Source organism: Marinomonas foliarum (genome assembly GCF_016906065.1).
Lineage (GTDB): Bacteria > Pseudomonadota > Gammaproteobacteria > Pseudomonadales > Marinomonadaceae > Marinomonas > Marinomonas foliarum.
The window spans coordinates 1,496,492-1,509,985 of the sequence record NZ_CP070273.1 but is presented as its reverse complement, the minus strand read 5'-3'; the positions used below and the strand labels follow the sequence as shown (position 1 = coordinate 1,509,985).

The following is a 13,494-nucleotide window of genomic DNA, read 5'->3' as shown; positions in this document are numbered from 1 at the left end:
ATATTTTATTAAGTGCTGTAGCGATTAAACGCTGTAGTAAAGTTCGAACTCAAGTGGGTGAGTTGTCATTGCTACGCGCTGTGCTTCGCCAGATTTAAGATCAATGTAAGCATCGATCATACCATCAGAGAATACACCGCCTTGAGTCAAGAAAGCACGATCTTCGTCTAGGCACTTAAGCGCTTCTTCTAGGCTGCCAGCAACCTGTGGAATTGCTAAGGCTTCCTCAGCCGGAAGGTCATACAAATCTTTATCTGCTGCATCGCCAGGGTGAATCTTGTTTTTGATACCGTCGATACCAGCCATCAACATAGCTGCAAACGCTAGGTATGGGTTAGCGGTTGGATCAGGGAAACGAGCTTCAATACGTTTGCCTTTAGGGCTTGCAACGTATGGAATACGGATAGAAGCAGAACGGTTACGTGCAGAGTATGCAAGCATTACAGGAGCTTCGAAACCAGGAACAAGACGCTTGTAAGAGTTAGTTGAAGCGTTAGTGAACGCGTTCAATGCCTTAGCGTGCTTGATGATACCACCAATGTAGTAAAGCGCCATTTCAGATAGGCCGGCGTATTGGTCACCAGCGAATTGGTTAGTACCATCTTTCCAGAAAGATTGGTGAACGTGCATACCAGAACCGTTGTCACCAACGATTGGTTTAGGCATGAAAGTCGCTGTTTTGCCGTAAGCGTGAGCTACGTTGTGTACGCAGTACTTAAGAATTTGAACTTCGTCGGCTTTCTTAACTAGAGTGTTGAATTTAACACCGATTTCGTTCTGGCCAGCAGTCGCTACTTCGTGGTGATGAACTTCGATAACTAAGCCCATTGTTTCCATAGCACCACACATAGCGCCACGTAGGTCATGGTGAGAATCAACTGGTGGTACTGGGAAGTAGCCGCCTTTAACGAAAGGACGGTGACCCATGTTTCCGCCTTCAATCTTCTTGTTAGAAGACCAAGCCGCTTCTTCAGAGTTGATTTCTACTGTGCTGCCAGACATGTCTGTTTTCCAGCGAACATCATCAAAGATAAAGAATTCTGGTTCTGGACCAAAGAATGCTGTGTCGCCAAGACCTGTTGATTTAAGGAATTCTTCAGCGCGAAGAGCAACAGAACGTGGGTCACGGTCATAGCCTTGCATAGTAGAAGGTTCGATGATGTTACAACGAACAATAACAGTCGCTTCTTCTGTAAAAGGATCGATAATTGCAGTATCGTCCTGAGGCATCATGATCATGTCGGATTCGTTGATGCCTTTCCAACCAGCGATTGATGATCCATCAAACATCTGACCGTTTTCAAAAAACTCTTCATCTACCGTAATAGCTGGAATAGATACGTGTTGTTCTTTACCTTTAAAATCGGTAAAGCGAAGGTCAACCCACTTCGCGTCGTGCTCAGCAATCAAGGCAAGGGTCTTGTTTGACATAGTTGTTCTCCAGTCGTAGTTAAAGCGAAATTATTTTTCGTTGTAAAAGGTGCTCTAATATTTAATACAAAGCACCGTTTGTCGAGTTATTTATCAAATTGAATTAAGCACAACTTGTGCCAGAAATTTGTGCGAGGCAATAACTCTATATTTTACAAATAGATAGACGTTCTCACTTATAAATTGCACTTATTTGTGGCTCATGGAGAGGGCGATAAAAACTGTAATTGCACTTTTGTGGTGCGATTTTTTGTGTTTTGTGTTGTTTTGGTGCGAATTTAGCGTTTTCGTATCGAATGTCTTTTCTTTATACTGTGCGCCTTTATAAATATCCGGTAAAAACCACAATCCCTATGAAATTTATTGTTAAGTTCTTTGCAGAAATCACTATTAAAAGTCGTCCTGTTCGAAAAGCTTTTATTAAGCAGCTTCGACACAATGTTAAGTTGGTTCTAAAAAAGCATGATGCTGACGTCGTCGTATCTGGTAACTGGGACTTCATCGAAGTGTTTTCTGATAAAGATGAATTACGGGAAGAGTTTACCGAAGCGCTATCGAGCATTGCTGGTATCGCACACTTTCAATTCGTACGTGAATTCCCTTTAGTTGATCTAGATGACATTGTTGAGCAAGCCATAGTTTCTTATGGTGATGTTATCAAAGATGCTGTGTTTGCTGTTCGAGTTAAACGAGTAGGTCATCATGACTTTACGTCTGTAGATGCAGAGCGCCATATCGGTGGTTGCCTAAAAGCACGTTGTGGTGCTTTGGCTGTTCGGTTAAAGAATCCTGAAGTATTGGTGCCTATCGATATTCGTGATAGCCGAGTGTGGATGATTGAGCAACGTGTAGAAGGTCTTGGTGGTTACCCATTAGGTTCGCAGGACTGTGTACTGTCTTTGATGTCTGGCGGTTATGATTCGACAGTTAGTTCTTATCTCACCATGAGCCGAGGCTTAAAAACACACTTTTGCTTTTTTAACCTTGGCGGCGATGCTCACGAGATTGGTGTAAAGCAAGTGTCTAATTTTCTATGGGAAAAATATGGCTCAACGCTGAATGTGAAGTTTATTACTGTGCCTTTCGAAGCCGTTGTTGGAGAGATTCTTACGAAAGTCGATAACGCCGAAATGGGCGTGATTCTTAAGCGCATGATGTTACGAGCAGCGTCTCAGTTAATGCCTGAAGTGGGGGCGAAGGCTTTGGTGACGGGCGAGAGCGTTGCCCAAGTATCTAGCCAGACTCTAATGAATTTAAAAGTAATTGACCAAGTGACAGAAGAGTTGGTGCTTCGTCCTTTGATTACCACAAATAAACAGGTCATTATAGATAAGGCCATCGAAATAGGTACTGCGCCTTTTGCTGCAAGTATGCCTGAATTTTGTGGCGTTATTTCGGTGAAGCCAACGACGCGAGCTAAAATGCACCGTGTAGAGAAGCAAGAGTCCAATTTTGATTTTGCTGTACTAGAAAGCGCCATTGAGAATGCACAGATTATGTCTATTCAAAATGTGATGGATGATGTGTCTAAGCAATATCAAGGTGAAGTGCCTGTTGTGCGCATGCCGGTTGGTGATGAAGTGATTATTGATATTCGTCATCCCGATGAAGCAAGCAACCGTCCATTAAAGGTGAGTGGACGTCCAGTCAAAGTGATTCCGTTTTTTTCGCTAGAAACGAATTGGGCTGACTTAGATAAAGATGTGACGTATTTATTATATTGCGGTAAAGGTGTCATGAGTCGTATGCATGCTTCTTTTTTATTAGGAAAAGGACATGAAAATGTAGGTGTTTACCTACCTTAATAAGTACTAAAAAACGGTAGCATTTTTGTAGTATATGAATGTTATCGTTTTTATTCGAATGCGCTTTTTACCCTATTGAAGTATTTTTTGTGGACTTTTTTTGTCACTTTAATGGGATATTGATCAATATAAGGGTACAATTGCGCGAATTTTACCCCGCACCAAGATCCGAGACGCTTGAAGAGCATGCCTGCCCGTATCAAGCGGCGGTATATCTTTTTGCTCACGCTAAATGCAGAGAACTATAAATGTCTAATGATATCAATAAGTTACGTAATGTAGCTATTATTGCCCACGTTGACCATGGTAAAACTACCTTGGTTGACCAGCTACTAAGCCAATCTGGAACACTTGATCGTAAGGACCTAGGTTCTGAGCGAATCATGGATTCGAACGATCAAGAGAAAGAGCGTGGCATCACAATTTTGGCGAAAAACACGTCAATTATGTGGCACGACTACCGTATTAATATCGTTGATACACCTGGACACGCCGACTTCGGTGGTGAGGTTGAGCGTGTATTGTCTATGGTTGACTCTGTACTTTTGTTAGTTGACGCCGTTGATGGTCCAATGCCACAAACTCGCTTCGTAACATCAAAAGCATTTGAGCGTGGTCTTCGTCCGATCGTTGTTATCAACAAAATTGACCGCCCAGGTGCTCGTCCTGATTGGGTTATGGATCAGGTTTTTGATTTGTTCGACAGCCTTGGTGCAACAGAAGAGCAATTAGATTTCCCTGTTATCTATGCGTCTGCAATCAATGGTATTTCTGGTGATGATCCAGAAAATATGGCGGAAGACATGACGCCTCTTTACCAAATGATCGTCGACAGCGTGCCTGTGCCTGATGTTGATCCAGAGGGTATGTTCCAAATGCAGGTTTCTGCATTGGATTACGATGCATATGTTGGTGTTATCGGTATCGGTCGTATTACTCGTGGCTTGTTGTCTCCAAACCAACAAGTGATTGTTAAATCGGCAGATGGCAAAGAGCGTAAAGGTAAAGTCCTAAACGTGAAGGGTTACCACGGTCTAGCTCGTGTTGATACAAACCAAGCCTCTGCTGGAGATATTGTTTGTATCACAGGTATCGATGGTCTAAGTATTTCTGACACATTATGTAATCCTGAGTGTGTTGAAGCGCTTCCTGCATTATCTGTAGATGAACCAACAGTAAGCATGACCTTCATGGTGAATGACTCCCCGTTCGCTGGTAAAGAAGGTAAATATATTACGACTCGTAATATCTCTGATCGTCTTGATCGAGAGCTTATCCACAACGTAGCCTTACGTGTTCGTCAAGGCGAAACGCCAGATAAATTTATCGTATCTGGTCGTGGTGAGCTTCATCTTTCTGTATTGATTGAAAGCATGCGTCGCGAAGGCTTTGAGATGGGGGTTTCTCGTCCTGAAGTGGTTCAAAAGCTTGTTGACGGAAAAATTCAAGAACCATTTGAGTTAGTCGTTATCGACGTTGAAGAGCAACACCAAGGTTCTATCATGGAAGAGCTTGGCTTGCGTAAAGCTGAGTTAACTAACATGGAACCAGATGGCAAGGGTCGTGTTCGTCTAGAATTCATGACGCCTTCTCGTGGTTTGATTGGCTTCCGTGGCTTGTTCCTAACATTGACATCTGGCTCTGGTATCATGACCAGCGTATTTGATCATTACGGTCCAGTAAAAGATGGTGATGTTGGTAGTCGTCAGAACGGTGTATTGATCAGTATGGTTACTGGTAAAACAGCAGCGTTCGCTTTGTTTAACCTACAAAGCCGTGGTCGTTTGTTCTTGGGTCACGCGGTTGAAGTATACGAAGGTCAGGTTATCGGCATTCACTCACGCGATAATGATTTAACGGTTAACCCAGTTAAAGGTAAGGCGTTAACTAACATGCGTGCCTCTGGTACAGATGAAGCATTGACGTTGACTCCACCGATTCGCCACACTCTTGAGCAAGCGCTTGAGTTTATCGAAGACGATGAATTGGTAGAAGTAACACCAGAAAGCATCCGTGTTCGTAAGAAATTATTGACTGAAAACGAGCGTAAACGCGCTGGCCGTAAGTAATACTCGCTATTCTATAAAGAGCAGCAGCAAATGAATTCATGCAAATGAATTCGTGAGCGACAGAAGCGCCTTCGGGCGCTTTTGTTTTATCTGGGCTTTGTTAAAGTGATAGGTTCCGGTAGATAGAGAAAAAGAGGTAAGCCATGAAGGTATTAGTACAGCGGGCATTGGGTGCCAGTGTGGTCGTAGATGGGGAAACGATAGGTGAAATTGATCACGGGCAATTAGTGCTGGTGGGTATCGAAAAAGGCGACACAGAAGCTGATACCCAGCGTCTAGCTGACAAGTTATTAAAGTACCGCATGTTTAGTGATCAAGATGGCAAAATGAACCTTAATGTTCAGCAGGTAGGTGGCGGTGTTTTGCTGGTGTCGCAATTTACTTTGGCGGCAGAAACTAAGAAAGGCCTTCGGCCTGGGTTTTCTATTGCAGCGGTTCCTACAGAGGGTGAGAGGCTATTTAACGATTTTGTTAATCAAGTACGCGCTCAGTACGATAAAGTTGAAACAGGGCGCTTTGGGGCTGATATGAAGGTGTCTTTTACCAACGATGGTCCTGTGACATTTATGTTAAATTGAAAATAGCAGATGACTCAGCGTTTCTTAATAATGATGAGTCTCTTAGCCCGCTCTATCCGTTGCCTCTTCTTCATTTTCTTCACTCCCATCGACGACGACTTTTACCGTGCGCCCAGCAATAAGCCCAAGCTCAAAGAGCATCCACATAGGAATCGCAAGCAAGGTCTGTGAAAAAATATCTGGCGGAGTGATTAGCATTCCAACGACAAAGCAGCCTAAGAAAATATAAGGGCGTTTTTTTGATAGTGTCGCCACTGTGGTGACGCCAGCTTTAATTAGTAGATACGTGGCGACAGGAATTTCAAAGGTAACACCAAAAGCAAAAAACAACTTTAATACAAAATTTAGGTAGTTGTTAATATCTGTCATTACAGTGACTTCACCTGGTCCTACCGTAGTGAAAAAGCCAAAAATGAGTGGTAATACGACAAAGTAAGCAAACAAAACCCCAGCATAAAACAGAAAAATACTGGAAATGAGCAAGGGAATGGCAATTTGTTTTTCGTTCTTATACAGCGCTGGTGCGATAAAAGACCATGCTTGAAATAGCGTGTATGGAACAGAGATCAAAACAGACACTGCAAACGTTAGCTTGAGTGGAGCCAGAAACGGTGATGCGACTTCGGTAGCAATGAGTGAGCTGCCAGCAGGCAATAATAAACGCAAAGGCTCGGATACGATCAAGTACAAGTCGTTAGCAAACGCATATAAGCCAACAAAAAGAACCAGAATAGCAACAACACATTTTAATAAACGGTTTCTCAGCTCAATCAGGTGAGCAACCAATGGGGCTTGATTTGAAGAATCAGTGCTCATAATGCGTCTTATATCCGCCGTAATGTGAAAGGTATGAAGAAGTTATCCAACTTACAATGATTAGGATGTCACTAACGTTGGTTTGTCGTATCCGCTGCAATGTCTTTTTGGTCTGCTTTTCCTTGCTCTGTAGGATCGCTTGCCGCTTCTGGTGTTGCTTTGAGTGGCTGCATCTCTGTTTCAGGCACTGCGTCGTTTTTCGCCTTATATTCTTCTGGATAAGGTGTGATGGTGTTTTGAATGGCTTGGCCTTCTTTTAATAGGCGTTGATTGGTTTCGGTAATTTTTTGCTGCAGTTCTTCATGGTCCAACTGTGCATTAATTTCTCTCTGCACTGAACCTATGCTGCGGCGGATTTTACGAACCCAAAGCCCCGCTGTTTTTGCAGCGTGGGGCAAGCGTTCAGGCCCAAGAATAAGCAGACCTACAACAAAGACAACAAGAAGTTCTGAAAAGCCAATATCGAACACAGTTTAGGCGCTCTTATCGTCTTTTTTTGTGTCAGCATCGATAACTTTATGCTGTGCGTCTTTCTCTTTTTCTTTTTCTTCGTCACTGTCTTTGTCGACAGCTTCTTTAAAGCCTTTTACTGCACCGCCTAGATCAGAACCTAGGTTTTTCAATTTCTTCGTGCCGAAAATGAGTATTAAAATTGCCAAGACAATTAATAATTGCCAAATACTGATACCACCGAACATAGATTACTCCTGCTGTTTAGTTACTTCTGTTGGCTTTTTCGTCAAGCCCAGATAAGTTAAAACGACGAGCTAACTCATCAAGAATAGCATCTGGGCCAATGTCTAGGTGAGATAACATGACAAGCGTGTGGAACCAAAGGTCTGCGGTTTCATAAATTAAATCCGACTTATCGCCCGAGATAACAGCGTCTTTCGCTGCTATTATGGTTTCAATGCTTTCTTCGCCGACTTTTTCTAGGATCTTATTTAATCCCTTTGCGTGTAGGCTGGCAACATAAGATGAGTCAGCTGCTGCGGTTTTACGTTCTTCTAGAGTGGCTGCTAATTCAGCCAATACATCAGATTTCATTATAGTCTCTCAAATGTTACGGTTTTAAGACAAGTAAGTATAGACCAACTAGAAACAGCCCAAGGCTAGTAACATCGGCAACTTCTAAATGCTTTAAAGATACTGGATCGGTAATAAACCAAGCTGCCCCAATGCTTAATGCGCCAAGTAGCCGGAAAGGCAAGCCTTGTCTGCTACTTTTCAGTTCCTTGCCTAGTTGCGCGATGGCATCTGTTTGCGCTTGCATACGCTCTTCTTGATGTGACATTTGTGATAATGCGGTAAAAACTAAGTTTGGAATCTGTGGTAGTTGGCCAGCCCATTGAGGGGCTTGCTTGCGAACTTCTTCCATTACCCGTTTTGGCCCCATTTGTTCGCGCATCCAGCGTTCAAGGAAAGGTTTCGCGGTGACCCAAAGGTCTAAGTCTGGATAAAGCTGACGGCCTAATCCTTCGATATTCAGCAATGTTTTTTCTAGCAAAACCAACTGCGGCTGCACTTCCATATTAAAGCGTCGCGCTGTTTGAAATAAGCCGATAAGGACTTGACCAAAAGAGATGTCTTTAAGTGGTTTGGCAAACATTGGTTCGCAAACGCTACGAATAGCTGATTCGAATGCATGCACTGGAGTGCCCTTTGGAACCCAACCACTTTCCACGTGAAGTTCCGCCACCATACGATAATCGCGCTGGAAAAATGCCAATAAATTACGTGCTAAGTAGTTTTTATCTGCATCATCTAGGCTGCCCATTATGGCGCAGTCTATCGCAATGTATTTAGGTTTTTGCGGGTTGCTCACATCCACGAATATGTTACCTGGATGCATATCTGCATGGAAAAAACTGTGAGAAAAAACTTGTGTAAAGAAGATCTCGACACCGCGTTCAGCCAAACATTTCATATCTACATTGGCTTTGTTTAGAGCGGCAATGTCTGCAACAGGGATTCCTGAGATACGCTCCATCACCATGACATTACGGTGGCTATAATCCCAATAAACCTGAGGTACATAGAGCAATTCAGAGTTAGTGAAATTACGCTGTAGTAGCCCTGTGTTAGCGGCTTCTTTGGCTAAATCAAGTTCGTCTAGAATGGTGTATTCATAATCGGTCACTACTTCGACGGGTCTTAAGCGTTTACCGTCGGCGCTCATATTGGCAACAAGGTGGGCTAATGTATAAAGTAGGCCTATATCTTTACTAATGGTTATTTCGATTTTTGGCCGAATAACTTTTACTACAACCTCTTCACCGCTGTGTAGCTTTGCTGTGTGTACTTGTGCAATAGATGCGGATGCAAGCGGAGTAGTATCGAACTCGGCAAAAAGCTGGGCTACGGGAGCTTTAAGATCTCTTTCAACAATGGCTTGAGCAATATGTCCTGGAAATGCAGGTACTTTATCTTGAAGCTTTGCCAGTTCATCGGCGATGTCGTCGTCAAGCAGGTCTCGTCTTGTTGAAAGAATTTGTCCGAATTTAACGAATATAGGGCCAAGAGACTCTAGCGCAAGGCGCAGTCGTTCACCTTTATTTTTGCTAGCGCGTTTGCGGCCGATTGAACAAACTGCCCCCAATGTATAGCGGATATACCAAGGCAAAAGAGCAAAGGGAATAAACACATCAAGGCGAAAGCGCACAATCGTAAATAGAATGCGTATTAAACGGAAAGCACTGGTTAACATGATTAGAATTTAAACCCTTTATGAAGCGCTACAATGCCGCCAGTTAAATTTTGGTAGCTTGCTCGTTCAAAACCAACCTCTTCCATCATGCCTTTTAGCGTTTCTTGATCAGGGTGCATACGAATAGATTCGGCTAGATAGCGGTAGCTGTCAGCATCGTTGGCAATTAGTTTCCCCATCGCAGGTAAGAGACGGAAAGAATACTGATCGTAAACTTGTGAAAGAAGGTCTGATTCAGGTTTAGAAAACTCCAATACCAGTAAACGACCGCCTGGTTTTAATACACGATACATAGACGCTAGCGCTTTGGATTTGTCTGTTACGTTGCGCAAGCCAAAAGCAATGGTGATACAGTCGAATGTATCATCAGGGAAGGGGAGAGCTTCTGCATTCGCCTGTACAAATTTTACATTGCCTACAATGCCTTGGTTTGCCAGCTTGTCACGGCCTACTTTTAGCATTGAGTCGTTGATGTCGGCTAGGATGACTTGGCCTTGGCTACCGACTAGGCGTGAAAACTTAAGGGTTAAATCTCCTGTGCCGCCAGCAATGTCTAGAACACAATTGCCTGCACGAACACCTGATTGACTGATGGTGTGACGCTTCCATAGGCGGTGAATGCCGCCAGACATTAGATCGTTCATAATGTCGTATTTTGCAGCTACGGAATGGAAAACTTGCGCGACGGCTTGTACTTTTTCATCGGTGGGGATTTCTTTAAAACCAAAGTCGGTGGTTTTTTTCTGATCGTCTTGCATAAACTACTTCATCCTAATGGCGGCGTCGCACGCCTATATCTAGTTTTCAGCCCTACTTACGTTTCTATAGTGTGCAAATAGTCACTCGGTAAAGTGCTGTATTGTATATGTGGTTATTGTAACCCCGACGGCAAGGCTCTGGTACTGCTTTGTCCTTTCTATTTGTGTGCCATGACACGATTTCGACCAGATTCTTTGGCCAGATAAAGCTGTTTGTCTGCACGGGAAAATAAAGATTCTGGGTCTTCTTGTGGCTTAAGTTCTGCCACACCTATTGATACCGAAATCGATACTGGCTCACCTTGCATGTTGAAAGGGGTTTTTTCAACGGCAAGGCGTATCGCTTCAGCGCGCTGGATAGCTTGCTCAATGTTTGCTTCGGGAAAAATGATGACGAATTCTTCGCCACCATAACGAAATATGTGGTCTTGTTTTAATAAAATGTTGCGTATTTGCTTGGGAACAAGGCGCAGTACTTTATCACCAGCAAGATGCCCCCAAGTGTCATTGACCTTTTTAAAATGGTCAATATCACAAACCGCTAAACAAATCGGTTTTTGTGTTTTTTGCATGATTTTGCAAAGGGGTAAAATGGCATCTTGATACGCAGTGCGATTGGGCAAGTCTGTCAATGAATCAGTCATCGCTTGAGCAAGCTTTTCTTGTAGTAAAGAGCGCAATGAGGCGGTGTCTTTCTCCATTCTTGTGACTTTATTTTTAAGCTGAGTAATAGACTGATTAGCGTGCTTTTCTTGTTCCAGCATTTGAGTACGGTACTCAGTCATGGTGCTTGAAATCGTTGTCATTTTCTCGTTGATAAGGGATTTCAGACTGTCTAAATCGCTGGCATCTTGTACGGCCTGAGAGGTGTCTGTAACTTGCATTTGTAGTCTTGTATTAAAGCCTTCGCGGCTTTCAGACAAATTCTTTTGAGAGTTATAGCTGTTACTGATCGAATCATTGATACTGGCAAGTTGTTTATTTAGCTGATTTAGATAGTTCGTTAAATTTTCTTGGGTTTTCCCTATGGCGACCATGATCAAGTTGATGATTTCATCAAGCAGAGCGGGCAGTTGTTGTAGGTTTTTGTTACCTACTAATGCTTTTTTAAGGTCGGCAATATCATCATCGTAATGGCTTGGAAGCATTAAGTTATTCATTAAGCCAGCAAGAGTATGGCTTATTTCTCCCATGACTTCATGATCATTTTTTGAGACGGCAGTATCTGTCTTAGAATTGAAGAAACTCTTAAAAAATGAGCTTTTAGGCTTATTAGAATCAGTTTGAGATAAGGTCTTTTCGGCTAAGGATAGAAAGCCTTTTAATAGTCCTGGCCATTGTGAAGACGCCTGCCAATGCATGCGTATTTGGGCCTCTAGTTGTTTTTTTTCATTTTGCGGAACGTTTTTCTGTTCTTGTTGCTCAAGAAGGTCGATCAGTTCTTGTAAACAGTTTCGGACTTGTTTTGCTCTAGCCAATTGAGCCTCATCACTTTGAATAAGCAGAGGTTCTGCGTCATTGAGCACTGCTTGTATTTCAGTGGCATTGGCGCCTTTGGTGATTGCCAAACGAATTTGGCGTACAACGGAATCCAGTTTAGGGTCATTTCCTTCGGCCAACATACTGGTTCTAGAAACGGCCTTGCGCAAAACTTCGATCAGTTTTTCACTTGATGATTCCGTCATATCGCCTCATTAAAATTATTTTTGACGTTCTTTTTCTATAAGAAAATCAACGACTTTGAAAATATTCTCGTTGCCGTTTGCTGTCTCGGCACTAACCAAATATTTACCGTTTACAATTATCCCTGGAACACCACGCGCACCATAAGCGCGAATCTTCGCATCGGCTTGGCTTAGGCGGCTATTAACCGCAAAAGAGTTGTACTGTTTGCGGAACTCATCTTCGCTTACTCCATAGTTGGCAAAGAAACTTGCCAACGCATCTTCAGAGTTTAGATTACGACGTTCAACATGGATAGCATTAAAGATATCTGCACGAACTTTATCTTCAATACCAAGTAAATCAGCGACATAGAAGGCTTTAGCATGAGCTAACCAGCCTCGGCCAAAAACAGCCGGTAGGAATTTAAAGTCGACATCGCTAGGAACATTCTTTTTCCAAGCCTGAGCGATTGGCTCAAGTTTGTAACAATGTGGGCAGCCATACCAAAAAATTTCAGTAACTTCGATTTTGCTGGGATCGCTAGTACGAACGGGAGTTTTAATTGTGGTGTAGCCATTGCCATCACTGTAGTCTGCTGCGTTTGCGGTGAGTGAGACAAATAAGGAAAGTATTAGCGCTGAAAACAGCTTTATCATGGGTTGCTCCTGATCGTATTTAATCGTTGTATTAATATTTAATGGGTATGTGTATATCATGCATAGAATTACATAGAATACGATTATTTCAACCAACGAAGGTTCTGCTTTTCCAGTAAGTTTACATAAAACTTACAACATTAAAGCGTATTGATCGATAGTTTTCAGGTGTTTCCTGTAAAATCTTGTATTCGATCAATGTTGCTCACCTAGATTTTCTTTGTTTACCGCTGCTTACTGAGTTTAACATGGCATCTTCTACTGATTGCTGGCATTATATACAGCAATTGAAATAACGCTGAATGCAAATCCGAATCTACTGACGAATATCAACTTATGACCCCTTTTGACTCCACTTTCCAATCCGCGCATTTTATTAAAAGTGCAGAGAAACTTTCCCAATGTCCTTTAGACCAAGGTGTCGAAGTCGCATTTGCAGGTCGCTCTAATGCTGGTAAATCTACTGCGTTAAATACCCTTACGAATCAAAAAAAATTAGCACGTACATCAAAAACACCTGGTCGAACTCAGTTGATTAACTGCTTTGGCCTGAATGTTGATGATCGTCGTCTTATTGACCTTCCAGGTTATGGTTTCGCAAAAGTGCCGATTGCCATGAAAAAAGTGTGGCAAGCACACATGCAAGATTACTTGATGAATCGTCGTTCTTTGGCGGGCGTTGTATTGGTGATGGATATCCGTCATCCATTAAAAGAGTTTGATGAAATGATGCTGGATTGGGCAAAATCCAATCGTATGAAAGTTCATGTGCTATTAACTAAATCTGACAAGCTAAAGCGTGGTCCTGCTAAATCTACTATGTTGGCTGTACAGAAAGTTCTAAAAACACTGGGTGTTGATGGTTCAGTCCAAACCTTCTCTTCTTTGAATGGCGATGGTGTTGATGATCTACGTACCAAGTTGGCAGAATGGCTTGTATTAGAAAATCTTGAAGAGATTCCTGTTTCGCCAAACGCATAATATAAAACCCTTGTTCGACTGCTGTGGC

Annotated in this window: 13 protein-coding genes; 4 read left to right on the top strand and 9 right to left on the bottom strand. The window is 42.7% G+C overall.

Annotated features, from left to right (window positions below; translation table 11 throughout):
- Positions 1-24: 24 nt before the first annotated feature.
- Positions 25-1,431 carry a glutamate--ammonia ligase gene (glnA, locus tag JSY38_RS07005; RefSeq protein WP_114411722.1) on the bottom strand — a complete coding sequence of 469 codons (1,407 nt, stop codon included), beginning with the start codon at positions 1,429-1,431 and terminating at the stop codon, positions 25-27.
- A 353-nt stretch (positions 1,432-1,784) separates the two neighbouring features.
- Here glnA and thiI point away from each other — a divergent pair, with 353 nt between their 5' ends.
- From thiI to dtd, 3 genes are all read left to right on the top strand, one after another.
- The gene (gene thiI, locus JSY38_RS07000) at positions 1,785-3,236 is read left to right on the top strand and encodes a tRNA uracil 4-sulfurtransferase ThiI (RefSeq protein WP_205116056.1); all 1,452 of its coding nucleotides are present in this window, start codon (positions 1,785-1,787) and stop codon (positions 3,234-3,236) included.
- Between the two features lie 248 nt (positions 3,237-3,484).
- Complete coding sequence (gene typA / locus JSY38_RS06995) at positions 3,485-5,305, top strand: translational GTPase TypA (RefSeq protein WP_114411721.1); 1,821 nt, start codon at positions 3,485-3,487, stop codon at positions 5,303-5,305.
- Between the two features lie 143 nt (positions 5,306-5,448).
- On the top strand, positions 5,449-5,883 hold the full coding sequence (gene dtd / locus JSY38_RS06990) for a D-aminoacyl-tRNA deacylase (RefSeq protein ID WP_205116055.1): 435 nt from the start codon (positions 5,449-5,451) through the stop codon (positions 5,881-5,883).
- A 42-nt stretch (positions 5,884-5,925) separates the two neighbouring features.
- Here dtd and tatC read toward each other — a convergent pair whose 3' ends face one another.
- From tatC to JSY38_RS06950, 8 genes are all read right to left on the bottom strand, one after another.
- Complete coding sequence (gene tatC / locus JSY38_RS06985) at positions 5,926-6,699, bottom strand: twin-arginine translocase subunit TatC (RefSeq protein ID WP_205116054.1); 774 nt, start codon at positions 6,697-6,699, stop codon at positions 5,926-5,928.
- Between the two features lie 71 nt (positions 6,700-6,770).
- Complete coding sequence (gene tatB / locus JSY38_RS18490) at positions 6,771-7,169, bottom strand: Sec-independent protein translocase protein TatB (RefSeq protein WP_239544411.1); 399 nt, start codon at positions 7,167-7,169, stop codon at positions 6,771-6,773.
- A gap of 3 nt (positions 7,170-7,172) precedes the next feature.
- Positions 7,173-7,397 carry a Sec-independent protein translocase subunit TatA gene (tatA, locus tag JSY38_RS06975; RefSeq protein ID WP_205116053.1) on the bottom strand — a complete coding sequence of 75 codons (225 nt, stop codon included), beginning with the start codon at positions 7,395-7,397 and terminating at the stop codon, positions 7,173-7,175.
- A 16-nt stretch (positions 7,398-7,413) separates the two neighbouring features.
- Positions 7,414-7,746, bottom strand: coding sequence for a phosphoribosyl-ATP diphosphatase (locus JSY38_RS06970; protein WP_114411717.1), 333 nt, complete (start codon positions 7,744-7,746; stop codon positions 7,414-7,416).
- A 16-nt stretch (positions 7,747-7,762) separates the two neighbouring features.
- Positions 7,763-9,406 carry a ubiquinone biosynthesis regulatory protein kinase UbiB gene (gene ubiB / locus JSY38_RS06965; protein ID WP_205116052.1) on the bottom strand — a complete coding sequence of 548 codons (1,644 nt, stop codon included), beginning with the start codon at positions 9,404-9,406 and terminating at the stop codon, positions 7,763-7,765.
- Between the two features lie 2 nt (positions 9,407-9,408).
- The gene (gene ubiE / locus JSY38_RS06960) at positions 9,409-10,164 is read right to left on the bottom strand and encodes a bifunctional demethylmenaquinone methyltransferase/2-methoxy-6-polyprenyl-1,4-benzoquinol methylase UbiE (protein ID WP_114411715.1); all 756 of its coding nucleotides are present in this window, start codon (positions 10,162-10,164) and stop codon (positions 9,409-9,411) included.
- Between the two features lie 158 nt (positions 10,165-10,322).
- Positions 10,323-11,849, bottom strand: a complete 1,527-nt coding sequence (locus JSY38_RS06955; RefSeq protein ID WP_205116050.1) for a GGDEF domain-containing protein — start codon at positions 11,847-11,849, stop codon at positions 10,323-10,325.
- Between the two features lie 15 nt (positions 11,850-11,864).
- A complete protein-coding gene (locus tag JSY38_RS06950; protein ID WP_114411713.1) occupies positions 11,865-12,485 on the bottom strand; it encodes a thiol:disulfide interchange protein DsbA/DsbL in 621 nt (206 codons plus the stop codon).
- Between the two features lie 336 nt (positions 12,486-12,821).
- On the opposite strand from JSY38_RS06950, the gene yihA reads away from it, so the two are divergent.
- Positions 12,822-13,466 (top strand): ribosome biogenesis GTP-binding protein YihA/YsxC, encoded by a 645-nt coding sequence (yihA, locus tag JSY38_RS06945; RefSeq protein WP_114411712.1) that lies wholly within the window; start codon positions 12,822-12,824, stop codon positions 13,464-13,466.
- The last annotated feature ends 28 nt before the right edge of the window (positions 13,467-13,494 follow it).